The 24102-nt window shown below is 49.2% G+C and carries 24 protein-coding genes, 1 tRNA gene and 1 pseudogene; 11 read left to right on the forward strand and 15 right to left on the reverse strand.

Features of this window, described 5'->3' with window-relative positions:
• Positions 1–15 precede the first annotated feature (15 nt).
• Positions 16–1395, reverse strand: a complete 1380-nt coding sequence (gene ygjG / locus AC0LWE_RS08675) for a putrescine aminotransferase (protein WP_174342863.1) — start codon at positions 1393–1395, stop codon at positions 16–18.
• Positions 1396–1829: 434 nt separating this feature from the next.
• Here ygjG and AC0LWE_RS08680 point away from each other — a divergent pair, with 434 nt between their 5' ends.
• Positions 1830–3350, forward strand: a complete 1521-nt coding sequence (locus AC0LWE_RS08680; protein ID WP_219347358.1) for a methyl-accepting chemotaxis protein — start codon at positions 1830–1832, stop codon at positions 3348–3350.
• A 340-nt stretch (positions 3351–3690) separates the two neighbouring features.
• Entirely contained in the window at positions 3691–5250 is a 1560-nt protein-coding gene (locus AC0LWE_RS08685) for a methyl-accepting chemotaxis protein (RefSeq protein WP_202667770.1), read from the forward strand.
• Here the strand turns inward: AC0LWE_RS08685 and AC0LWE_RS08690 are convergent.
• Positions 5247–5792, reverse strand: a complete 546-nt coding sequence (locus AC0LWE_RS08690) for a PadR family transcriptional regulator (RefSeq protein WP_072241718.1) — start codon at positions 5790–5792, stop codon at positions 5247–5249. The two genes, AC0LWE_RS08685 and AC0LWE_RS08690, sit on opposite strands and share 4 nt — an antisense overlap.
• Positions 5793–6026: 234 nt before the next feature.
• Here AC0LWE_RS08690 and AC0LWE_RS08695 point away from each other — a divergent pair, with 234 nt between their 5' ends.
• Complete coding sequence (locus tag AC0LWE_RS08695) at positions 6027–6791, forward strand: siderophore-interacting protein (protein WP_219347359.1); 765 nt, start codon at positions 6027–6029, stop codon at positions 6789–6791.
• Here AC0LWE_RS08695 and AC0LWE_RS08700 read toward each other — a convergent pair whose 3' ends face one another.
• Positions 6792–7967: a hypothetical protein gene (locus tag AC0LWE_RS08700; RefSeq protein WP_059177423.1), complete on the reverse strand. Its 1176-nt coding sequence runs from the start codon at positions 7965–7967 to the stop codon at positions 6792–6794.
• A gap of 324 nt (positions 7968–8291) precedes the next feature.
• On the opposite strand from AC0LWE_RS08700, the gene AC0LWE_RS08705 reads away from it, so the two are divergent.
• Complete coding sequence (locus AC0LWE_RS08705) at positions 8292–8591, forward strand: DUF1889 family protein (RefSeq protein WP_059177425.1); 300 nt, start codon at positions 8292–8294, stop codon at positions 8589–8591.
• A gap of 140 nt (positions 8592–8731) precedes the next feature.
• Here the strand turns inward: AC0LWE_RS08705 and AC0LWE_RS08710 are convergent, their stop codons facing one another.
• Positions 8732–9307 carry a hypothetical protein gene (locus AC0LWE_RS08710; protein ID WP_219347360.1) on the reverse strand — a complete coding sequence of 192 codons (576 nt, stop codon included), beginning with the start codon at positions 9305–9307 and terminating at the stop codon, positions 8732–8734.
• Between the two features lie 73 nt (positions 9308–9380).
• Positions 9381–9983, reverse strand: a complete 603-nt coding sequence (locus tag AC0LWE_RS08715; protein ID WP_174342869.1) for a TetR/AcrR family transcriptional regulator — start codon at positions 9981–9983, stop codon at positions 9381–9383.
• A gap of 126 nt (positions 9984–10109) precedes the next feature.
• On the opposite strand from AC0LWE_RS08715, the gene AC0LWE_RS08720 reads away from it, so the two are divergent.
• The gene (locus AC0LWE_RS08720) at positions 10110–10505 is read left to right on the forward strand and encodes a RidA family protein (RefSeq protein ID WP_174342870.1); all 396 of its coding nucleotides are present in this window, start codon (positions 10110–10112) and stop codon (positions 10503–10505) included.
• 409 nt (positions 10506–10914) lie between these two features.
• On the opposite strand, the gene AC0LWE_RS08725 is transcribed toward AC0LWE_RS08720, so the two are convergent.
• From AC0LWE_RS08725 to AC0LWE_RS08740, 4 genes are all read right to left on the reverse strand, one after another.
• On the reverse strand, positions 10915–11157 hold the full coding sequence (locus AC0LWE_RS08725; RefSeq protein WP_219347361.1) for a hypothetical protein: 243 nt from the start codon (positions 11155–11157) through the stop codon (positions 10915–10917).
• Positions 11158–11244: 87 nt separating this feature from the next.
• Positions 11245–11532 carry a hypothetical protein gene (locus AC0LWE_RS08730; protein ID WP_202667763.1) on the reverse strand — a complete coding sequence of 96 codons (288 nt, stop codon included), beginning with the start codon at positions 11530–11532 and terminating at the stop codon, positions 11245–11247.
• 255 nt (positions 11533–11787) lie between these two features.
• Entirely contained in the window at positions 11788–12267 is a 480-nt protein-coding gene (locus AC0LWE_RS08735) for a DUF2778 domain-containing protein (protein WP_202667762.1), read from the reverse strand.
• Positions 12264–12746, reverse strand: coding sequence for an Hcp family type VI secretion system effector (locus AC0LWE_RS08740; protein ID WP_474265265.1), 483 nt, complete (start codon positions 12744–12746; stop codon positions 12264–12266). The genes AC0LWE_RS08735 and AC0LWE_RS08740 overlap by 4 nt, the downstream gene beginning before the upstream one ends.
• A 782-nt stretch (positions 12747–13528) precedes the next feature.
• Here AC0LWE_RS08740 and AC0LWE_RS08745 point away from each other — a divergent pair.
• Positions 13529–15187, forward strand: a pseudogene (locus AC0LWE_RS08745) (DUF927 domain-containing protein); the annotation flags it as partial.
• A gap of 477 nt (positions 15188–15664) precedes the next feature.
• Here AC0LWE_RS08745 and AC0LWE_RS08750 read toward each other — a convergent pair.
• Positions 15665–16141, reverse strand: coding sequence for a DUF2778 domain-containing protein (locus AC0LWE_RS08750; protein ID WP_202667760.1), 477 nt, complete (start codon positions 16139–16141; stop codon positions 15665–15667).
• Complete coding sequence (locus AC0LWE_RS08755; protein WP_202667759.1) at positions 16138–16620, reverse strand: Hcp family type VI secretion system effector; 483 nt, start codon at positions 16618–16620, stop codon at positions 16138–16140. Before AC0LWE_RS08755 ends, AC0LWE_RS08750 begins: the two co-directional genes overlap by 4 nt.
• A gap of 279 nt (positions 16621–16899) precedes the next feature.
• On the opposite strand from AC0LWE_RS08755, the gene AC0LWE_RS08760 reads away from it, so the two are divergent.
• The 4 genes from AC0LWE_RS08760 to AC0LWE_RS08775 all read left to right on the forward strand — a co-directional run bounded on the left by AC0LWE_RS08760 (position 16900) and on the right by AC0LWE_RS08775 (position 19696).
• Positions 16900–17082, forward strand: a complete 183-nt coding sequence (locus AC0LWE_RS08760; protein WP_202667758.1) for a hypothetical protein — start codon at positions 16900–16902, stop codon at positions 17080–17082.
• Between the two features lie 851 nt (positions 17083–17933).
• Positions 17934–18512, forward strand: coding sequence for a hypothetical protein (locus AC0LWE_RS08765; protein ID WP_202667757.1), 579 nt, complete (start codon positions 17934–17936; stop codon positions 18510–18512).
• Positions 18513–18829: 317 nt separating this feature from the next.
• A complete protein-coding gene (locus AC0LWE_RS08770; protein WP_202667756.1) occupies positions 18830–19270 on the forward strand; it encodes a Panacea domain-containing protein in 441 nt (146 codons plus the stop codon).
• A 3-nt stretch (positions 19271–19273) separates the two neighbouring features.
• Positions 19274–19696 carry a hypothetical protein gene (locus tag AC0LWE_RS08775; protein WP_202667755.1) on the forward strand — a complete coding sequence of 141 codons (423 nt, stop codon included), beginning with the start codon at positions 19274–19276 and terminating at the stop codon, positions 19694–19696.
• A 16-nt stretch (positions 19697–19712) separates the two neighbouring features.
• On the opposite strand, the gene AC0LWE_RS08780 is transcribed toward AC0LWE_RS08775, so the two are convergent.
• From AC0LWE_RS08780 to AC0LWE_RS08790, 3 genes are all read right to left on the reverse strand, one after another.
• Positions 19713–20360, reverse strand: a complete 648-nt coding sequence (locus tag AC0LWE_RS08780; RefSeq protein WP_202667754.1) for a hypothetical protein — start codon at positions 20358–20360, stop codon at positions 19713–19715.
• 217 nt (positions 20361–20577) lie between these two features.
• Positions 20578–20991 (reverse strand): hypothetical protein, encoded by a 414-nt coding sequence (locus tag AC0LWE_RS08785; protein WP_202667753.1) that lies wholly within the window; start codon positions 20989–20991, stop codon positions 20578–20580.
• A gap of 308 nt (positions 20992–21299) precedes the next feature.
• A tRNA-Ile gene (locus tag AC0LWE_RS08790) sits at positions 21300–21375 on the reverse strand.
• 125 nt (positions 21376–21500) lie between these two features.
• Here AC0LWE_RS08790 and mug point away from each other — a divergent pair.
• Positions 21501–22007 carry a G/U mismatch-specific DNA glycosylase gene (mug, locus tag AC0LWE_RS08795; protein ID WP_059177464.1) on the forward strand — a complete coding sequence of 169 codons (507 nt, stop codon included), beginning with the start codon at positions 21501–21503 and terminating at the stop codon, positions 22005–22007.
• Positions 22008–22128: 121 nt separating this feature from the next.
• On the opposite strand, the gene rpoD is transcribed toward mug, so the two are convergent.
• Positions 22129–24024, reverse strand: a complete 1896-nt coding sequence (gene rpoD / locus AC0LWE_RS08800; protein WP_072241722.1) for an RNA polymerase sigma factor RpoD — start codon at positions 24022–24024, stop codon at positions 22129–22131.
• Positions 24025–24102: the final 78 nt, after the last annotated feature.

A 24102-nucleotide genomic window follows, 5' to 3' on the forward strand; every position in this document is an offset into this window, starting at 1 on the left:
AGAGGGGGCCGAATACTAAGCCTCTTCAACGGAGACACGCAGTGCTGCCAGCGCGGTACGCGTTGCTTTTAGCACGTGCTCACACTGCTCAATCGTCAGCGTTAACGGCGGTTCGATACGAATGGTTTTTGAGTTGTTGAGCGTTCCGGCCACTAACACCCGCTGGCGGAACATCTCGCTCGCAAAGCTATAGCCGATTTCGTTATCCACAAATTCAATCGCCATCAGCATCCCTTTGCCGCGTGCATCCTGCACCAGATCAGGGTATTCACGGCCTAACTGCAAGAAACCATCCAGCAGCATGTCACCTTTCTGTTCCGCCTGAGCGGGCAAGTTCTGCTCAAGTAAAACGTTGATGGTGGCCAGTGCCGCCGCACAGGAGAGCGGGTTGCCGCCAAACGTGGTGGTGTGCAGGAACGGGTTATCGAACAGTACCGAGAACACCTCTTCAGTGGCCACCGTCGCACCAATTGGCATCACGCCGCCGCCGAGCGCTTTCGCCAGACAGAGAATGTCGGGCTGGACGTTTTCGTGCTCGCAGGCAAACATTTTTCCGGTACGGCCCATTCCGGTCTGGACTTCATCCAGAATCAGCAGCGCGTCGAACTCGTCGCACAGCTTACGGACCGCCGGCAGATAGCCTACCGGTGGCAGGATCACGCCGCCTTCACCCTGAATCGGTTCCAGGATCACCGCCGCCACGTCATCACCGGTTTTACGGCATTCGGTCAGCATGGTGCGCATCGCGTTGATATCCCCAAACGGCACATGGCGGAAGCCCGGCAGCAGCGGCATAAACGGTTTGCGGAAAGTGGATTTGGCGGTTGCCGACAGCGCACCCAGCGATTTACCGTGGAACGCGCCGCTGGTGGCGATAAAGGTGAATTTGCCGCGCGGAGACTGGTACGCTTTGGCGAGTTTGAGCGCCGCTTCGACCGATTCCGTGCCGCTATTGCTGAAGAAGCTGTATTTCAGTTTGCCAGGCGTGAGCGCCGCCAGCGTTTTCGCGAGCATCGCGCGAAGCGGGTCAAGCAATTCCTGGCTGTGAAGGGGTTGTTTGGCGAGCTGATTCTGTACGGCGGAAACCACAACTGGATTACGGTGCCCCACGTTGAAAATTCCAAAACCACCCAGGCAATCGATAAATTCCTGTCCTTGGGTGTCAACAAGCGTATTCAGACTTCCCGCTTGCCACTCTACGGCTCCGTAATCCCCGCCAGCGGTAACAGATTTTCGGTACTCTAAAAACCCCGGATTCACATGTTCTTTGAAGTAATCAATCACCTCTCGGTTAAGTTGTTTCATCTCCTCATGATCAAGCGTTCGCTTTTCAATGAGATTCAGTGCGTGTGCGGTGCAGGCAAGAGCCGAGGCGCTGGAAGGTAACCTGTTCAAAATAAGCTCCGGGGTATCGCGTATCACATGATACTGACTTAATTATTGCAGGGTTTACGCCACATCTGGGGGCACGCTGAAAATCGGGATAAACGCCAGGTTAAAATAATGTTGCGCAAAATTTAATCGCGTCGGGCAGGGGATTCAAGGTTTGCCGGTGGGCTTTTTGAGGGTGCATTTGCGCCCAATCGGGGCAATTGCACTGTGGTAGTGCATCATCACCTTATTAAGGAGTCCTTAACAGATAGGCCTTTGTGGGTAATTTCTCAATGAAAGTATTACAAATCAATTAATTATAAAAACGTACAAAAAGTGCGGTTTAAACGCAAATTGCGATCTGGATCAATTTTAACAACTAAAGATAAATTGGTAACCGCCGAAAAAGGATCAAGACACAAAATTAACAATCAAATAACCTGCAAGGTATAGCCATAATGTCCTCTCAAACGTATGTCACTCAGAATGAATATCCTCTGAACGACGATACCACCTTGATGTCCACCACCGATCTCAACAGTTATATGACTCACGCTAACGATACGTTCGTGAAAGTGAGTGGCTACCCACTGGAAGAGTTGATGGGACAACCGCACAACATGGTGCGCCATCCCGATATGCCAAAAGCGGCCTTTGCTGACATGTGGTACACCCTGCAGCAGGGCGAGCCGTGGAGCGGAATTGTTAAAAATCGTCGTAAAAATGGCGATCACTATTGGGTGCGAGCCAACGCCGTACCGATGGTGCGTGGCGGGCAGGTGACAGGATATATGTCGATCCGCACCCGAGCGAAAGCGGAGGAGATCGCGGCCGTTGAACCACTCTACAAAGCCCTCAACGAAGGACGATGCAATAAGCGTGTGCATAAAGGGCTGGTGGTGAGCAAAGGCTGGCTGGGGAAATTACCGGCGATGCCGCTGCGCTGGCGCGTGCGTGGCGTGATGACGGCATTATTTGCGATGCTTGCTGTGTCGCTGGTCGCAACGCATGCCAGCTGGGCCGCTCTGGGCGTGAGCGCAGCGGTGATGCTGCTCGGCACAATGGTGTTTGAGCAGCAAATTGTGCGTCCAGTCGAAAACGTTGCGCGCCAGGCGCTAAGAGTCGCTACGGGCGATCGCAACAGCGTGGAGCATCTTAATCGCAGCGATGAGCTGGGATTAACCCTGCGCGCCATCGGCCAGTTAGGTCTGATGTGTCGGTGGCTTATCAATGATGTGTCAAACCAGGTCGTGAGCGTGCGCGACGGAAGCGATCGTCTGGCAAAGGGCAATGAAGACCTGAACGAACGCACCCGTCAGACGGTAGAAAATGTGCAGCACACGGTGGCGACCATGAATCAGATGGCCGCATCGGTGCAGAGCAACTCTGAAACCGCTGCGGCAGCGGACAAACTCTCGATGGTGGCCAGCGGTGCGGCGTCCGAAGGCGGCAATGCAATGCAGACCGTGGTGAAAACGATGGACGAAATCGCCGACAGCACCCAGCGCATCGGCTCAATCACCAAGTTGATTAACGATATCGCGTTCCAGACCAACATTCTGGCGCTGAATGCGGCGGTAGAAGCCGCGCGTGCGGGGGAGCAAGGTAAAGGTTTTGCCGTCGTGGCGGGTGAAGTGCGTCATCTGGCGAGCCGCAGCGCCAATGCCGCCAATGATATTCGCAAGCTGATTGACGCCAGTGCCAGCAAAGTACAGTCGGGGTCCGATCAGGTTCATGCTGCGGGGCGTACGATGGATGACATCGTTGAGCAGGTGCAAAACGTCACGCGCCTGATCGCGCAAATTAGCCACTCAACGTCGGAACAGGCGACCGGTCTTTCTGACCTGACGCGTGCGGTGGCAGAGCTGAACAGCATTACTCAGAAAAATGCTGATTTGGTGGAGGAAAGCGCTCGCGTTTCGGCAATGGTGAAGCAGCGCGCAGGCCGTCTTGAGGATGCGGTTACCGTGCTCCATTAAGTGAAATTATGTTCCAAAAAAGCCGTTTATTTCGTATGGAATAAACGGCTTTTTTCTTTCCAGAGAGGGCGGTGATATTTATTCATTGTTGTTGTTTTTATATTAAATAACTAAAAAAAGTTCATCAGTTTTATATCCCAACCTAAGCCAACTTATCCAAACGCTATTTCAAAAAGGCCATATTTTATGGTTCTGTATCGATCAATGGGCGCTTATTAATAGATTGCGCCTATCCATTGCAAGGGTTATGAAATATAAAAACGATCAAAGTCATAAAGTTAGCGCGTAAGTTACCGATAACGCAGATCGTCTGAGAAATAATCACCTTGATGGAGTATATATGTTTTTACATGGCGTAAAGATCGGCACGAAATTATTTCTGGCTTTTGGATTCTTAATTTTACTCATGGTGGTGAGCGCCAGCCTGTCGCTCATGAGCCAGAATCGAGCAAATAACGGGATGCAGTCCATTATTAACAACGATTATCCGACAACGGTGAAAGCCAATCAGTTAATCGAAAACTTCCAGGAGTTTGTGAGCACTCAGCAAATGATGTTGCTGGACGAACAGGGTCGCTATACGGAACAGTCTCAGCAGCATCTGAAAGCGCTGAGCGAGCGTATTACCGTGATCCTCACCGACCTGAACCGCTCCCTGCAAGATAAAAAATCACAGCAAATCCTGGCGGGCATCGCTGCAGTGCGTCAGGAATATCTGGACTCCCGTTACCGTATTTTGCAGGCCGTGCAGAACAACGACCGCGCGGGCGCAATCCAGGAAATGATGACCAAGACCGTGGATCTGCAACAAGCCTACAAGGCGAAAGTGCAGGAGCTGATCGCGGTGCAGAACAGTGAAATGCAGAACGCGGGTCAGCAGGTAGACAGTGATTTCAAATCTAACCGCCTGCTGCTGGTGTTATTGACGGTTCTCAGCGTGATCATTGGCAGCACGGTTGGTTGGTTTATCGTGCGTTCCATTACGCGTCCGCTGGGCGAGGCGGTCTCCTTTGCGGAAGCCATCGCTGAAGGCGATTTGACGCGCAATATCACCACTCGCTCCAAAGACGAAACGGGTCTGCTTCTCCACGCTCTGATGGAAATGAAAACGCGTCTGCTGGACATTGTGCAACAGGTGCAAACCGGCTCGGAGAATATCTCCAGCGCGGCCGCGCAGATTGTGGCGGGCAATCAGGATCTGGCGGCGCGTACCGAAGAGCAGGCCAGTTCTGTTGAACAGACTGCAGCTTCGATGGAGCAGATTACCGCGACGGTGAAAAACACGGCGGCGCATACCGGCGAAGCCACGAACCTGTCCGCAGATGCCGCAACCGTGGTGAAAAGCAACGGCGAGATGATGAAGCAGGTGACGCAAAAAATGCGCCTGATTAATGAAACCTCTAACCGCATGTCGGACATTATCAATCTCATTGACGCGATTGCTTTCCAGACCAATATTCTGGCGCTGAATGCGGCGGTTGAAGCCGCGCGTGCGGGTGAGCACGGCCGCGGTTTTGCGGTGGTGGCGGGTGAAGTTCGTCAGCTCGCGCAGAAGAGCGCTTCATCAGCCAGCGAAATCCGCGAGTTAATCGAAAGTTCAAGCAGCCAGACTCAGGACGGCATGAGCCTGGTCGAAAAAGCCAGCGCGCTGATCAACGGTATGGTCGGGAATGTGGAAGGGATGGATCTGATCCTGCGCGATATTCGCCAGGCCAGCCACGAACAGACGGAAGGCATTTCGCAGATTAACAGCGCGATTGGTTTGATCGACTCGACCACCCAACAGAACTCCGCGCTGGTGGAGGAGTCCGTGGCTGCAGCGGCATCCCTGAACGATCAGGCGATGCATCTGAAAGAGCTGGTCAAAGTCTTCCGCGTGCGCGAGGAGGCGTTGGCTTAATCCAGCTGGGAGATCTCCAGCGCCGCGCGGTCAATCACACCGATAATCTGTTTGATCTGCGCGTCGCTGATTTCTCCCTGATTCACTCTGAGATCCAGCACCGCTTTAAAGTTATCCAGCGCCCGTTTCATCTGCGGATTTTTACGCAGCTGGAAGCCAACGCAGCGCGCTTTAATACGTGCCTGAATGTGCTCCAGATGTTCCTGATTTTCATCCAGCCAGTGTTGTCCGGCAACGGTAATGGCGATTTTTTTGCGCCCACTCTCTTCTTCCGAAATGGTGATAAACGCCTGGTCCTGCAAAAAATCGAGGGTAGGGTAAATCACGCCAGGACTGGGGGTGTAATTCCCTTGCGTCATGCTCTCGATCTCTTTGATCAGCTCATAGCCGTGGCTGGCGTTACGCGTCAGGATCTCCAGAATCACCAGTCTTAACTCTCCGTGACCAAAGAATCGCTGACGGCGCCCGCCGCCGCCATGATGTTCGCCCCCACGCCCGTGGTGGGGGTGACTTCGGTGGCTATCGTCGTGTGAGTGTCTCATGTGTATTCTCCTTTATTTGATATATCTAATTTATATCTAAATTTATAAAATTGGCAATTGTCTTTGCGTTTATTTATTCATGATACTGAATGTTATAGATTTAATTTTATTATTGCGAGGCGGTTTTTCGTGGATATCACTGTATCAAAAAAAGACTTGCAATCTGATTTGTTAGCAATCATTATCATTTAAAACCTATTTAGATATATCGTATTCACATTCGAAGGCAGAGAAATGACATCCACCCGCTACCCACAACGTGTCCGTAATGAACTGCGCTTTCGCGAGCTGAACGTGCTGCGCGTAGAGCGTGTCAGTCCTGGTTTCCAGCGCATTGTCTTAGGCGGCGACGCTCTGGCAGGCTTCAGCTCCCGGGGTTTTGACGACCACACCAAAGTCTTTTTCCCGGCGCCGGGTATGACGTTTTCACCGCCCGTGGTGACCGACGAAGGTATCAACTGGGGTGACGGCGTACGCCCGCAGGCGCGCGACTACACTCCGCTGTACGATGACGTGCGTCACGAGCTGGCGCTGGATTTCTTTGTCCACGAGGATGGTCTGGCGAGCAACTGGGCTGTCCAGGCGAAAGAGGGCGATAAGCTCACCATCGGTGGCCCGCGCGGCTCTCTGGTGGTGCCGGAGGATTACGCATGGCAACTGTACGTGTGCGATGAATCAGGAATGCCGGCTCTGCGCCGCCGTCTTGAAGCGATTGCACAACTGCCGAACCGTCCGGAAGTTCATGCCGTCGTCACCGTGGGCGATGCGTCTTACAAAGACTATCTGGCGCACCTGAGCGAGTTTGAGATTACCTGGATTGTGGGTCACAGCGAGCAGGCAGTGGCTGATCGGCTGGCGGCGCTGAGCGTGCCAGCAGCGGATTACTTTATCTGGCTGACCGGGGAAGGGAAGGTGGTGAAAAACCTGAGCCGCCAGTTTGAAACCGACGCGATTGATCAGCAGCTGGTGCGTGCCAGCGCGTACTGGCACGCTAAGTAGCTAGGCTGCGGAATCCAGCTGCGCTTCATTGACCTGATGCTCGAGCGCTGTGCGGACTTCGCGCAGCGCCTTTTCCTGCTGGGTAAAATAGGATTCCATATTGTTCAACGTGGAGACCAGCAGCCAGGACTCTTCTTTTTCCAGCTCGGCCAGCTCGCTGACCAGCGTGTCGATTTGCTCGCGAACCTGCGCCATCTTTTTGCGAATGCGCTCCAGATCGTTCAACCTGTCGCTGGCCATTATCGGTTCAAAGCCCTGTTGCAGGCGCGCGACCAGTGAGCGAATCGCTTTGACATCTCCGCGCTGTTTGGCCTGATTGAGCTGTACCATCATGGTATTGGCTTCGTCTTTCAGATCGTCCGCCACCAGGTCCGGGTGGCAGAGCTTACTCGCCTGACGCCAGAGCCGTTTTAGCTCGTTCTGATCCTCTTCCGACAACGCTTTGCCTTTGCGCATACGCACTTCTGCGTCGTGATGTTGCTCGCGGTATTTTTCGTACTCTTCGTTGGCCTCGTCGCGTGCCTGACGCGCAGGCTCCTCTTCCTCTTCACGCGTTAAGCCCCTCTCAAGCTCTTGCGCCTCAGCCAGCAAATTGGCAATCAGGTCGCTTTGCTGCTGCAAGAGTTTACGCGTCTCGGCGGCCTGAACGGAATCGGCAGGCAGCTCACGCCAGCGCTGTGTCAGTGTCGAAAGCACGTCGACGGCCTGCGACATATATTGCTGACAGCGACGATAATCCTCTTCGCGACGGCGCGCTTCCGCTTGCTGACGGCGTAGATTCAGCTCCGCGAGGGTTTTACGCAGCTGAAGGATTTGCGACATCAGCGGGCCGAGACGGGAGAAATAGAGATCGTTGAACTCATCCAACTGCTGAACGCGTGCGTTGCGACGGTCAATCAGATCGCGCAGACGCTCTTCCAGCGCTTTGAGCTCAAGCTTGCTCGCAGCAACCTGCGGATCGCGCCACTGCGTCATCGCCCGCTGGCTCTGCAACCACGCGGTGATCGCCGCCATTGCCGCGGTATAATTTTGATTCTCAAGCGCCGTGACGATCGACAACAGCTCGTCATCAAACGCTTCGCTTCTCAGTCGTGCCAGCTGGCTCAGGATGATGTCGTCATCTTCCAGTTCAATGGCATTTTTAATGATTTCTAGCCGTTTGATTGGTGTGCTCATGATGCCTTTCGCTTTGGCGCTTAAGTATTTGAGTTAAGGTTAGTTGTTGTCACAGCTACAGGAAATAATACACACGGATGATGATCGGCGCGATGGGGGATTTCTTTAGTTTTGAAGTGGGTTTTGTCTTTGGTGGCGCACTTACCACAGGATGGGGCAATTGCCGGGTCTGGCTGTCACCTTCCAGTGGCTTGTTATGAGGGGATAACAGGTAACCCTTTCTGACCGTAAATGTAAAAGTGTTAGCGATCTCCTGGTATTGAAAGCCAATTTGGGCCATACAAGAAGCTTATTCGTTACGTGGTTAATTTTAAGGATAAGACTATGCCTGCAGTAATTGATAAAGCATTGGATTTCATTGGTGGGATGGATACCTCCGCATCAGCGCCACAGTCAATGGATGAAAGCACCGCGAAGGGGATGTTCAAGTATTTGAAAGAGATAGGTGTCCCGGCGAGCGCTGACGATGTCACAGCCCGCGGCGTCCAGGAGGGATGGGATACCGGTTTTACTGAGAAGGTGGCGGGCTGGGCCGAAAAAATTAAGTCCGGTAGCCACATCGTTATCAAAAACCCTGAATATTTTTCTGCCTATATGCGTGAGCAACTACGCGCGCTGGTGTGAGCTGAAATATCACCCAACGTGATCAACCTGGACGCTGTATAGCGTCCACTTTCCCTTCTGAATAAAACCCAGTCTGTGACGAAAGGACCATGCGAAACTGCGCGCGGCAACTGCAATTAAAGAGAGCTGCGGCATCTGTTTTATTCGATCGTAAGAAAATCCAACCACTCGTTATGTGACAGCACGCGATAAAAGGGCGTTGTATGGTTTTTGATATAAGACAGCAACGCGGAGTCGCTCATTTCTGAGGCTAACGTTTGATATTCTCCGCCGAGATCGTCATAGAGACGGTAATAAAACCCGTTGAAATAGCGGCATGTTCTGGTGAAAAACGGTGGCGGAAAATCCAGATACGCGATGGCGAAATCATATAATGCCGTTTCCGCTTTTTTGGCGTCTTCACACTGAATAATATTCCACAGCTGTATTTTAAGCCAAATCAACGCGCTGATTTTTGCATCCGGCAACGACTGCCGGGATTCACGCAGATAACGGTCGAGATACATTCTGACTTCATATGCATTGGGATGCGTATCGAGATTTAACGAGGCAAGAATCAGCAATGCTTCAGACTCGTTGCCCTGCATAACCTGTCGCTCCGCCCATTCGACAATCGCTTTATCACTGGCTTCTGCGTGAAAAACGCCGTGTGTCTCATTGAATTGACGAAGACAGAGAAGATCGTGGAGCGTGTAAGGATACGAAGACGTTGTCATCTGATGTAATGCATTCCCAATTTGTTGGCGATGTTGCGCATCGGGGCTTTGCTGGCGCTGTAAAGGCGCATATTCATTGTGCTTGAGGATGCTTGCGCAAGCCGCTTGCCAGCTGGGTAAACACCTCGATAATGTTCGGGAGTGCCTTCTCAGGATCGCTGCTCGCCGCGACCCAAAGTGCGGCATTCATCGCAGCACTGTTTAACATATGGGCTGCAGCCTCTGCATCCACCGCTTTTAGAACACCTCGTTCGAGCATTTTTTTAACGGTGTGACGGGTGGATTCAAGACAATTATTTTGACTGGGCCACTGAGCGGGATCACCGAGAAAGGCCGGGCCGTCAAGCAACACGATACGTCGCACTTCGGGGTCTAACGCCATCTTGATATAGGCGACGCCTTCAGCCAGTAGTCGTTCCCAGTCATCGCTGGCATGCGCGGCGTCAGCTTTGGCACGTTGCGCCATCTCACCGTCCATCTGGGCAACAACCGCGGCCAGTAATCCCTTTTTATCACCAAAATTGTGATAGAGCGCTCCGCGTGTCAGGCCCACGCTGGCCGTTAATTCATCCATGGATGACGCGGCAAAACCTCTTTCAGCAAAGGCTTTTCGCGCGGCCATGACTAACTTTGCGCGGTTCTCTTCCATCATTTCAGTACGACGTTTAGTCACCATACCTTCTCCATCTACATTTGACATACGACGCGTATGTGTTATTAATTCAACATACGCAGCGTATATTAAATCATCTCTCCGTGCTGCGCTGACGTTTTCTCACATTAGCAAAGTACAGGATACCCTATGATTAAGCGCGAACCGATTTTCCCTGCCAGCCGACACGCTCTCTATGAAGAGCACGGTTATTCTGCCGCGATTCGTTCTGGTGATTTGCTGTTTGTTTCCGGCCAGGTAGGGAGCCGCGACGATGGCACGCCAGAGCCAGATTTTGCCGCTCAGGTGCAGCTGGCGTTTGATAACCTGAAAGCGACGCTTGCTGCAGCGGGTTGTACATTTGACGATCTGATTGACGTCACAACCTTTCATACCGATCCGGAAAATCAATTTTCAACGATCATGCAGGTAAAACAGACTATTTTCCCGCATCCCCCTTACCCAAACTGGACCGCCGTGGGCGTGACCTGGCTTGCAGGGTTTGATTTCGAAATTAAAGTGATTGCCCGAATTCCTGCTCATTAACTTCCGTCTTTTTGCTGTGCCGGAAAACAAGATTCCTGATTTGAATGCGTATAAGGCTGCGGTTTTCCGGCATCCTGTGCTTTTAATCGCACAGCGTCCAGACGCTATTGCGCTTGTTAGGTCGTCATTACCCCCAGTTGTCCAGTGGATTTCCCGTTCTCCACCAGCAGCCTGACAACTACGCTAGAAGCCCCCTCCGCTATGTAGCGGCCATCGCACTGCCTGAAATTTTTGGAAAACCAATTTACGCCCTGCCTGTTTTGAAGAGATGCGATGGCCGTGTCGGCAGCGTCCATGTCTTCCACGGTTGAACAATCAGCAGCCTAAGCGCCACCAGATAAGCGCAGGAGCGCCATGAGGGCTGAATTTACAGGAATAGCGCCGTAAGTATGTTGTGATCCATAAGTCATTATTTCCGTCTCATACTAATGACTGCCACCAACCATACCAGCAAAAACGTTATTACAGCGCTGCCAAAAATAACAATATTGCTAATAATGGTATCCCATTCAGCACCAGGTACCGGGCCTGCTATTGAATTATAAAATTCGAATAGAGAACCCTGAGGCACAAAGGCATACATCAGGATTAAGATTACTGAATATGCTGCAAATGAGAACGCCCACAGCAGAGCAATGTAAATAGGTTTCATTAGTACACCTGGATTGTGCCGAACGCTTTGATATTAAGGCTTGAAAGCGGAATGGTGCTTTACATTGCCACTATTACGGTTTTGCTGTCACTCATCGCTCAAATCATCCGCCATAGTCTGGGCTGCGTCTGCGGAATCCCGAGCAGCATCTGCAGTATCTCCCCGATCCCATGACTCCATCATATTGCTGGTGGTTGGGTTCTTAACCGCACGCATTTCGGCATCCCATGCGGCGTTATCTGCTGCGTCAGCTTGCCTTTTCTGGGCGTCTGCCATTTTCTGAGCATTCATTGCGGCTTGTTCCCGGTCAGCTAAGGCTGTTGAAGATGTCGTCAGGGAAAACGCTAAAATAATTACAGCAAAGTAAATGTTCATTCTACTTCCTGTCTTTATTAAATCTTTTAATAAATTTCATTGAAAAAATAATAAAAAAATTATTAACGATAAGTGCCGTCATGGCGACAAACAAAAGATAGTAGAAGTCCCAATTTTCAATATCAATGAAACCGTATTTTTTTGTAAGGTAAGAAAACGTTTCTATTTCCGGAAATACTCCCATGAGTAATATGAATGTCAGGAGATAGGTGAATGCGAATATGTGCCACATCATCAGGAGTTTTTTTGTATTCATCAGTATACTTGCACCGTTCCAAAAGCATCAAGTTGACTGGAGACTTTAAAAGTTGGTGTCCTCAGCAATGCCTCTCTGAAAATATTAAAATCATCCTTACTGATAAACGTTATGCAGCCATTACTAATACCCTTATATCCAGCAGGATGCAGCCTAAAATTACCCCTTTCCACGCAGCCAATAAACGTAAGGTCATCTATGTTTGAATCTTCCCTGTACAGAGCAAACCATGTGAAGTGATTTGAGCCAGAAAAAATGGAGTAGGCGGCATCTTTAACAATATGTTTAAACCCACTTCCTGGTCTTGTCACTATATAGTATTTACCAGGGGGCAATGGGCCAACATCCTGAATGCCACTATCATCTGGATTATTTCTCATTGCTCCTTTATTGCCAGAATAGGCCGGGAAAAATCCAATGCCGGGGCAGCTAAGATTGGATAGCTGACCGCTATTCAGGTGAAACGTACATCTAATCATCTTTCATTCCAGGCATCAGTGAATTGAATATTCCCATCGCAATGTTTCCATGTAATGCGCTCATAGCGGAGGGATACGCTTTCAAGATGATTATGTTTCTCGGTCGCCGGGTTTTTGATGTCGTACATCACCGGGCAAACAGAAACTACCTTCACGTTCTCCAGCAGCATGTTGAAGTATTCGACTTCCTGCCCGGCATCGTTGATGCGATACCATTTAAATTCTGCGCTCTGCAGCGTATGGCCTTTCGCCACACCTTTGTATAAATAGGGGCTTGATGAATCAAATTCCTTCTCAAAGGTGATGGCGCTGTGAACTCGTGTTCCGGTTATCTTGCCAGCATTGTTATCGGTTGGTAGATGTAAACCATGACCAAAAGCTAAAACCTCCACACTCATCTCACGATCCTTGACGTCAGATGAACCTTTAATCACGGCTCCGCCATCATCCTTTAAAAATAAATAAGCTGGGATAGCCATGTCAGTTAACTCCATGTAGTTGAGAAATTAACCAGACATTACTGCGAATTTATTTTACAGAATGTAATTTTTTATTTTCCCGTTGTTACTTCTATTTGTTTATCTGATTAATCAGCGGGGGGGAATAGTTATTTTGAATAATTCGTAAATTAATGGAGACTGGAACTATTTTCCTGCGCTACCAGAAAGTAACAAACGCCCATGCAGGTTTTTATGTGCGCATGCTCCGCGAATTAACCGAAAGATTATCTAAGTTCGATCTGCGAATTCGCAAAACATCTATTAAAATTTATTAATTTTTAAAGCTGCAAATGCGCAAAAGGGGGCGGTGTGGCATTACCGTCCAATCCGTTGTGAAGGTAACAACGTTGAGCGGTTTTTTTATAATGTTGCCTGGCTGGTTTCTACCACTCTCATAAATAATCAATAGATAGGGAAAGTTGTCCATAAATGGAAATATCAGCGTAACTCACTATTTTCGCTCTGTTTGCAGTTTTGATTGTAAAAATTCGAGTTCTCACCAGAGTCATTAATTACGTATTTTTCCACCCTTTTTAATCCCACAGCTGAAATGCTGTTGGGTTGCGGCCTGTGAATGTTTTTCTCAGAATTATTCCGCAGCGGAAATACGCCTTTCTTTAAAAACCGAGCGATTCAATAGCCGTTAAGCGTATGGCTATCGCGGGTGGTATGTATACTCATGCCTACCACCACCCGCTTTAAACGGCCAAAGGGAATGAGAAAGGAAACATGTCTTTTCAATCTGGACCGGTTGCGGGATCTGGATCACGCCAAAACTGGATAAGGAAACTGGCGAAATTCTTCGCCCTGGGCAGATTCTTTGCAATTTGCTGGAGGTGGCAGGCGTGGGGATCGGTGTCGATGATGAGGCGCGTTATCTAATACTGCGCTGGACGCCTGCAAGCAGCAAAATGAAACGCGCAGAAGCTATTCCTATGCGCGACATTGGCGACCGTGAGGGATGGGCGCGCCTGCGTGCTGGTGGGTTGTTTATCACCGCTAATCCACGCCTGCGCAATGTTCTGGCCGATCACCTGCTGCGTGATACCGCCAGTTGCGAATTGTGGCATATCGCCAGCGTGACCGGCTGGCAGTGCGGGGCGTATATCATGCCCGATGGGGAAATCATCGGCACACCGTCAACGCCGGTGATGTTTAACGGGCGCAGTTCTGCTGCTGGTGGGTATTCAGTGCGGGGAACGGTAGACAGTTGGCGCGCCAGCGTGGGCCGCCTGGCTGCCGGTAACTATTCCATGATGACAGCCATTGCCGCTGCGCTGTGTGGGCCGCTGATTGGCCTTACTGACTCTGACGGGTTCGGCATTCACTTCTACAACTCATCGAGCGCCGGCAAGACCACCACACAAAGTGTGGCCAGTAGCCTGTACGGGAAACCGGAGGCGCTCAAATTAACCTGGTACGGCACGGCGCTGGGGCTGGCGAACGAAGCCGCCGCACACAATGACGCGCTTATGCCACTGGATGAAATCGGCCAGGGTACGGATCCGGTTAGTGTCTATCAGGCTGCTTACGCGCTGTTTAACGGTACCGGAAAGCTGCAGGGGGCCAAAGAGGGCGGAAACCGTGATTTTAAGCGCTGGCGTGTGGTGGCGATCAGCACCGGTGAAGTGGATATGGAAACCTTTGTTGCTACCGTAGGGAAAAAAGCCAAAGCCGGTCAAATGGTGCGCTTGATTAATGTCCCACTAACCAAAGCCACAAATTTTTATGAATACAAGACAGGTGAGGTGCACGCACGCGCACTGGCCGCCGCCTGGCTGGATAACCACGGCGCTGCCGGGCGTGAGTGGATTAAATTTCTTTCCGACCACCAGCAGGAGGCCCGGGAAGCGTTGCGCGCTGCTGAGCTGAGCTGGCGCGATTTGTTACCCGCAGAGTATGGCGAACAGGCGCAGCGTGTGGCCGGTCGATTTGCCGTGATGGAAGCTGCGCTAATCCTGAGTACAGAAATCACCGGGTGGAGTGCGCAGGCGTGCCGTGACGCTATCCAGCACACATGGAATTCGTGGATACATGAATTCGGCACCGGCAACAAAGAGCACCAGCAGATCATCGAGCAGTGCGAGGCGTTTCTTAATGCTCATGGTATTAGCCGGTTTGCTCCAATTCCGTACAGCAACGCTGATTTCCCGATCCAGAATCTTGCAGGCTACCGCCATAAAAAAAGCGCTCATGATTCTGAACCTGTGATTTTTTACACCTTCCCAGCAGCGTTTGAAAAGGAGATTGCCAACGGATTTAATCCGCGTCAGTTCGCTAAGGTTCTGGCAGAAAATGGCATGCTATCAGCACCAGCTGCCGGGCGTGGGTATCAGCGCAAATCACCCCGTGTGGACGGTCGTCAGTTCAATGTGTACGTAATCCATCACATGCCCGGAGACGATGAACAGGAAGAATAAACCCCATATAGAAACATAAGGATGTTGGTTCAGTTGGTTCAGTTAGTTCAAAGGTTTTATATGTCTGTATTCAAAGGATTTAATGAAAATAAACGAACCAACAAACACACCAATTGAACCAACAATCACCAATTTTGAACCAACATCATTGTTAATAAGGATGCCTTGCGCGAGCGAATTAGAATGGGCTACCGGCGCTGCTGGTGGTTCGCGCTCAAAATTAATGTCAGTCGGAATCAGGCTTTCGTCTTATTGAGGCTATCACGTAAATTAGCACGGCGTTAATTAGCAGGGACGCCCCTAAAATACTGAACATAAATAAATCGTTCCAGTCCTGCTCTGTTATAAAGCCCACTGATTCACTATATAGATTGAAGAGATACACCTCAGGCAACGCCACGAATATCACTGAACAAATCACAAAAAATGACAGGAATTGAGCGAGCCATAATCCAACATGCTTTGCTGGCGTCATCGTTAATACACCTGTACTGTGCCGTAAGCATAGAGCGAGCCAGATACAATCATCTTTGGCGTTCTCATTAGAGCTTCACGGAGCACTGCAAAATGGGAGGGCGAGGGTAATGTAATACAACCGTTACTTATCCCCTCATAGCCTGCCGGGTGGAGCCTGAAATTCCCTCGTTCAACCTCGTCAACAAACGTGTAGTCATCGATGTTATTGTCTGCGCGGTACAGTGCAAACCAGATCGAATGGTCGGAACCAGTGTATTTGGTTGCGCCAATATCTTTCAGTTTGGTCATGAAACTTCTTGGCCGATCCACAATGTAATATTTGCCCGGAGGAAGTGGGCCAATCCCCTTTACCTTTACTGAATCGGGGTTGTTTCGGTTATGCCCCACGTTGCCAGAGTAAGCCGGGAAGAAACCGATACCCGGACAGCTGAGGTTTGAAAGGCCGTTACCGTTAAGCCTGAAAGTACACTGGATCATCGCTCGTTCCATGAGTCAGAAAAAATGATATTGCCGTCGCAGTGCTTCCAGGTGATTTTGTTGTAACGGAGGGAAATGCCTTCAAGGTGATTATGTTTTTCTGTGCTTTCGTTTTTGCAGTTATGCATGAGAGGACACACTGAGACGACCTTCACCCCCTCCAGAAGCATGTTGAAGTATTCAACCTCCTGGCCTGCATCGTTGATTTTGTACCACTTAAATTCAGCGCTTTTTAACGTCTGCCCCTGAGCAACTGCCTTGTAAAGATACGGGCTTGAGTAATCGAACTCTTTTTCAAAGTTCATGGCGCTATGAATGCGAGTGCCGGTGATCTTCCCTGTCATGTTGTCAGTCGGCAAAAAAAGTCCATGACCGAAACCATGAACCTCGATACTACCTTCACGATCCCGTACATCCACGCCGCCTTTGATATCCGCGCCACCGTCGTCTTTGAGCCATAAATAAGCAGGAATAGCCATTTCAATTAACTCCATGTAGTTGAGAAATTAACCAGACATTACAGCGACTTTATTTTACAGAATGTAATTTTTTATTTACCCGTTGTTACCTATATTTACCCATCTAATTAATTAATAAAAAATATAATTATTTTGAATTATTCACGCAATTTTATGACGCCAGTCAAAAGGTTGGTGAGAATATTATCGATATTGCTAATTGTGCAATGATTGTTGTTTACGTTGTGCTTTATGGGATTAAACTTGCAACTGTATATTTAATCAGTGGGCGGGGAAATCATGACCAGAAAGACTAACACTCGCGTAGTGCTCGTTACCCGTGAGCAGTATGCCGCCCTCGAACGTATCCAGCAGCGTGACAGCCAGATCAGCACCACCGGCGCAGCGCCAACCATTAACGCTATTGCCCGAATATTGCTGGAAAAAGCTTTATCTGAAACCAACCAGGAGAAAACAGCATGACGACCAACGCCACAGAATTAACCACCACCAGCAACTAACAAACGCCCCGCGCAGGGGCCTTTTTATGTGCGTACGTTCTGCGAATTCACCCCAAAGATCTCCTAAGATTTCCTAAGTTTTCGATCTGCGAATTCGCAGTTTTTTCAGCATAGAAATAGCAAGGGGTTAACGATGATTCGTAACCTGCGAATGCCTTGGCAGCTACAGCCTAAAGGCATGTACAAAACTGCGAATTCGCAATTTTTTTATGCTAAGAAATGCCAGGGTTAAAAACTGCGAATTCGCAATTTTGCATGTTAAGAATTGTTAAGGTTTGCGGTGGCCACAACTGCAGATTAAATAGAAAGTTATCCACAACTGGAAATAGCTATGTAACTCCTTACTTCCGCGCTACATGCGGCTTTGAGGGCTAAAAAGTAGTTCTCGCAAAAAAACGATAATTCCGCACTTTTCGACCTATTTTAATTCCGCACTGAAACGCTGTTGGGCTGCGGTCTGCGAGTGGTTTTTTTCCCAGAATTATTCCGCACGAGAAATGCGGAATTATGATTTGCGTAAAAAATGAGCAATTCAATATCTGGCACTCATATCGTCGGAAAAAGTGCATGCAAGAAAGCATTCGCCCCGAACTGGAGGACCCGATCACACAGAGGGGTTTTGCGGCTTAACAAAAAACACCGTAATAAAATTATTATTTAAATCAATACATTGAAATATCGCATTTTTTATAATCAAAAACACACAGCAAAACCAGTAACCACGCGGCTTTCAGGGGTGAAAATGGCTGTTATTAAGTCGCAAAAAGTGCCACTTCCCCATATGATTTCGATGAACTTACAGCAGGAATAAAAATGAAGATTCACCAACCTAAAAGGGCGCGCTTCACGCATGATTTCCCGCAGATATCAGGAGGCGATATTTCACGGGTTGCGGAGATGAAGTACGGGGAAGGGGATCTATTCGGGCGCGGGCTTGATTGTCTGCGCGTGATTCGCATAGATATAACGCCGCTATTTATCGCCCGCCCGGCCATCATTGATTACCAATGGCAGGAGTTTTACATGGAGACGACCGCTACGGCGTTTAATGGCCAGCGCTGGTGGTTCGTCTGCCCGGCGTGTCATAACCGCAATGCGGGGCTGTACTGGAGAGATAACCGACTGGAGTGTAGAAAATGCCACGGAATCCGCTATGCGAGCCAATATGAAACGTTTGAAACCCCGTTCGATCGCTTGTGCCACCGAATCAAAAAAGAGAGGGTGGCTATCTGGGGGCCGGATGAGCCGGATGTGGGATTTTTACTGCGCAGCCCCACCAGCTTTAAACGGCCAAAGGGTATGAGGAGGAAAACATTCCTTCGCAAGCTGGAGCGCCTGCAGGATCTGCAATATGGCTGGGCCATTGCGGCGCTAAAGCACCTGAATTCATGAAAAGAAGGGGAATGAACCAACATTTACCAGCCTGAACCAACATCATTTTACAGCATGTTGGTTCGCATAAATCCAGCACTGGCGCGGCTTGCAGGTCCGTGAACCAACTGAACCGAATGAACCAACGTTTTTTCTATGTCTATATATGCGTTTTATTGTGATCTGGTGATGATCTGGCCTTCGTATCACTTTAACTGTGCTGTTGTCACTATTGTTACCCATAGCGCATTTTAAGGCGTGGATTTGGTGTGATTTTTTAGTAGTATTACTAAAGTTATTGAACCACTTGTTCGAACGTTATGGGTGAAGGAGGCGAAATGCTTACTTGTTATGACGTCGCCAACTACTTTCTGACTAAAGGCGAAGAAGCTGGCGATCCTATCTCGAATCTGAAACTCCAAAAACTGGCTTACTACGCCCAGGGATTTTCCTTGGCTCTTCTTCAAAAACCATTGTTTGAAGAAAAAATTGAAGCGTGGATGCACGGCCCAGTCGTTCCAGATCTCTATCATGCCTTCAAAGAGCATGGGACAAACAGCCTGCCGGTTCCGGCTGATATTGACTTTTCTCGGTACTCTGCAGAAGAGCTGGAATTGCTGGGTGAAGTTTTCAATGTCTATGGACAGTTCTCAGCATGGAAATTGCGTAACATGAGCCATGAAGAAGCACCATGGCAGAGTGTTTATGTGGAAGGGGAAGCTAGCAGGGAAATTCCCCACGGTGTTATGGCGGAGTTTTTTAAAACGCTGGTGCATTAATCCATGGGAAAAATTCAGGGGCGGCTTAAGCAACGAGATCGTGATACCTCTGCGACTGTGGGTATGTCTCCTGAAGACAAAGCAAAGACCATTGATCGCAGCCCTCCTGAATTTTCGTTTCGTTACCTTCAAAAGGGTTTTTGCGTTGATTGTTGTGAGCAAAAAGAAAAGGCAGCGTTAACTGACAAGCTTTTCCGGTTGAGTCAACTTTCGTGGGCGGATATCCGCCAGCAGGACCGACATAAGCTCGGATACGAAAAAATCTCCCGCAACTCAATCAAAGCGGCAATCCCCGCGCATGTTACCGAAGACGTGGAGCTTATTGCATTTCGCTTCTGTAGCAAGGCACCAATGGTAGGTTACAAGCGCGATGCTACGTTTTACGTTCTGTGGCTGGACAGGGCATTTACGCTCTATGATCATTGAGGCGAAAAAACCAGTCTTACTGGAAAGGTAACGGTTCAAGGATGTCATTCAGAAATGGGAAGTCAGGAACACATAATTTATCAATATTCTTTCTTATTAATTTTTCATCGTCAGTGTGCTTTCCGAGACAAAGATAATAATTTTTATCATTATATTTGGCGTATATTATCCAATGTCCAGTCAACTCTTTATCCCTTAATCTTCTTTCGAAATGACTATTAACAACTTCGTGTACTATGTGATTTATTTCTTTTTCATTTAAATAGTGTTCTTGTCCTGCCCGTTTGCTTTCTGCTAAAAGATTATCAAGATAGGGAATGCCATAATTATGAAGTGCATTTTTTAGATTGATTGCCATAACGGATATGGCACATCCAAAATAATGCTTATGCCATAAACCCTTTAGCTCTGGTTTTCTGGTAAACATTGTGGGCTCTTTAGTCATGCTTTGCGTTACATCTATTACCCCCTCAAGTACACATATCTCATGAATTATTCTGAAGGGGTCTTCAGTTCTTGTAAGAACTCCGGCGTATAACTGTATTAAAAAGTTTGAACTGCATCTACTTTTAACCTCTTCGTTAAGAGGATGTAAATATAAAGCGTTTAAAATTTCTTCTGATTTATCTTCATTGTTTACAAAGAGTTTTGTAAGTTTTCTCATGGGCATAAAACCATTGTTTTAGTAAACTTAATAGATTTTAATGCTTCTATGGTCGAGGAAAGAATGATTTTAATAAGTTGGTTTGTATAATGATTAACATATTGTGACTTTGGTTGATTCTAGTCTAAATATAATTTAGCGAAAATTAAAAAACATGCGCAGAGTTAAGTGCTCTTCAATATTGCGATTATCTCTGCGCATCTTATATAAAATAGAGTTACCACATACACTCTCCGTCAGACACTCCCAGAGAAATCGTGAAATATTGACGAGCCCTCTGTTGCATGCATGATTCGAACTGAGCATGAAAGGCGGGCATTGCTCCCGCGGGAGATGTAATTATTGCCGTTAAAGTTGCGGCGGCCGCACCTTGAACGGCACATTGCTGGATATCATTCTGGATACCAGGAATTGATGGAGCATCCACCTCAGCATATGCGTGAACTCGCTGTTCTGCTGTCTCAAGAGTTGGTGACGGCGTTCCGAAAATGCCATCATTTCGCCAGATTACGCGTGAACAGGGGGTTATGTTTCCCCATCCGAGATCCACTCTTTCGGCATGTGACATATCAGGAGCTAAACCCATAAGCGGTATGCTGATAAACAACGCTTTTACGATACTGTGCTTCATTTCATTACCCCCTCTTATCACCAGTCAACTGGCGTAAGAAGAGTGTAAGTATCAGCGAGGCGGAAGCACTTAAACCGAATGTATATAATTTAATCTGGTATTAATGTTTTATTACTAGTTCGCAGAGGTTACTAAAGGGAGGTTTTAACTTCGAAGCTATAGAAATTTCGGATGTTAGAAAAGAAATGATAGCTATGAACGGTCACAAATTAACCATGAATCACCATGATTCCCGTTTCAAAATATCCTATAAATATCCTGGAGAAAAACAAAGGGCCAGCGCATTTAGCGCCAGCCCTTGCTGTGTCTGGTGGCCCCTGCTGGACTTGAACCAGCGACCAAGCGATTATGAGTCGCCTGCTCTAACCACTGAGCTAAGGGGCCGTGGCGGTGAATTATAAAGTAACTCAGCCGCGCAATCCAGCCATTCACACCTGCCTGCTGTTTTTATAAACAATGCATAATCAATCCTTTATACTAACTACCTGATGTATTGATCGGAGAATGGGATGATCAACGATATTCTTGCGCCCGGGCTACGGGTGGTGTTCTGCGGGATCAACCCGGGTAAGTCATCGGCGCACACGGGTTTTCACTTTGCCCATCCTGGGAATCGCTTCTGGAAGGTGATTCATCAGGCCGGATTTACTGACAGGCTTCTGAAGCCAGAAGAGGAGCAGCATCTGCTGGATACCCGCTGCGGCATTACTATGCTGGTCGAGCGACCCACGGTGCAGGCGAATGAGGTAAATCTGCACGAATTGCGCAGCGGCGGCAGGGAATTGGTCAAAAAGATTGAGGACTATCAGCCTGCAGCGCTGGCGATCCTCGGTAAGCAGGCGTATGAGCAGGCGTTTAGCCAGCGCGGGGCGCAATGGGGCAAACAGAGTATCACGATTGGCATGACCCAGGTGTGGGTGCTGCCCAATCCGAGCGGGCTCAACAGAGCGACGCTGGATAAACTGGTGGAAGCCTATCGGGAACTGGATGAAGCGCTGGTGGTGCGGGGAAGATAATGCAGTTCTGGCCGTTCGCTCATCTTCACGTTCTTTGAGGAGGGTAAATCCTCCTGGTATTTGTCTCCGTACAGGCATAAAAAAAGCTCCCCGTAGGGAGCTTTTTTGAGTTCCGGGGCGATTAATCGTCCAGGAAGCTACGTAAAACTTCAGAGCGGCTCGGGTGGCGCAGTTTGCGCAGTGCCTTCGCTTCGATCTGACGAATACGTTCGCGCGTTACGTCGAACTGTTTACCCACTTCTTCCAGCGTGTGGTCGGTATTCATGTCGATACCGAAACGCATACGCAGGACTTTCGCTTCACGTGCGGTCAGGCCAGCCAGAACGTCGTGGGTGGCAGCACGCAGGCTCTCGGTGGTGGCAGAGTCCAGCGGCAGCTCGAGGGTGGTATCCTCGATGAAATCACCCAGATGCGAATCTTCATCATCGCCGATTGGCGTTTCCATGGAGATTGGCTCTTTCGCGATTTTCAGCACTTTACGGATCTTGTCTTCCGGCATCAACATGCGTTCAGCCAGTTCTTCCGGCGTTGGTTCGCGGCCCATCTCTTGCAACATCTGGCGAGAAATACGGTTGAGTTTGTTAATTGTCTCAATCATATGCACCGGAATACGGATGGTGCGCGCCTGATCCGCGATAGAGCGGGTAATCGCCTGACGAATCCACCATGTTGCGTAGGTGGAGAACTTATAACCACGACGGTATTCAAACTTATCTACCGCTTTCATCAGACCGATGTTGCCTTCCTGAATCAAATCCAGGAACTGCAGACCGCGGTTGGTGTATTTCTTGGCGATAGAAATAACCAGACGCAAGTTCGCCTCAACCATCTCTTTCTTCGCACGACGGGCTTTCGCTTCGCCGATAGACATACGACGGTTGATGTCTTTCACCTGCTCGATGGTCAGGCCGGTCTCTTCTTCAATCTGACGCAGTTTCTGCAAGCCGCGCTGAACGTCATCAGAGACGTCGTGCAGCTTTTCAGACCACGGTTTGTTCATGGCGATAGCGGCGTTGAACCAGGTTTCGCTGGTTTCGTTGCCGGTGAACAGTGTGATGAAGTTTTTCTTCGGCATTTTGCACTGTTCAACGCACAGTTTCATGATGATGCGTTCCTGGGTACGCACGCGATCCATCATGACGCGCATGCTGTTGACCAGGTAATCAAACTGCTTTGGCACCAGGCGGAACTGCTTGAACACGTCAGACAGCTTCTGAATCTCTTCCTTCGCAGCGGCGTGACTACGGCCTTTCGCTTTGATGGTGTCGCGGGCCAATTCGTACTGCGTACGCAGTTCGCCAAACTTCTCGCGAGCCAGCTCAGGATCGATGCTGTTGTCGTCTTCTTCTTCTTCGTCTTCTTCGTCTTCTTCCTCGTTCTCTTCGCGCTCTTCTTTAGTGAGCTCAGAGCCAACGTGAGTAGCAGTCGGAGCGACTTCTTCTTCAGCGTTAGGATCGACGAAACCGGTGATGATGTCGGAAAGACGCGCCTCTTCAGCTTCTACGCGATCGTACTGTTCCAGCAGATAGGTGATCGCTTCCGGGTACTCGGCAACAGAACACTGAACCTGATTGATCCCGTCTTCGATGCGTTTCGCGATGTCGATTTCGCCTTCACGGGTCAGCAGCTCAACGGTACCCATTTCGCGCATGTACATGCGCACCGGGTCAGTGGTACGACCGATTTCAGATTCCACGCTGGACAGAACCTGTGCAGCGGCTTCTTCAGCGTCTTCATCGGTGTTGTTGGAGTTTTCAGCCAGCAACAGATCATCGGCATCGGGTGCTTCTTCCATCACCTGAATACCCATGTCATTGATCATTTGGATGATGTCTTCGATTTGATCTGAATCGACGATATCTTCCGGCAGATGGTCATTGACCTCGGCATAGGTCAGATAGCCTTGCTCCTTACCGCGTTGGACAAGAAGTTTCAGCTGTGACTGCGGGTTTTGCTCCATAAGACGGTATCCACACTTATTTCGTTTATTTGGTGTCGGCGGTGCTGCTACCAACATTTAAAGCGAGGGCGTACTTATATTTGTGCCGCTGCCTCTCAGTGCGGCTGCCGGGGGCTTCCCGATCGATATTCGGCA

Source organism: Lelliottia sp. RD5 (assembly GCF_056032945.1).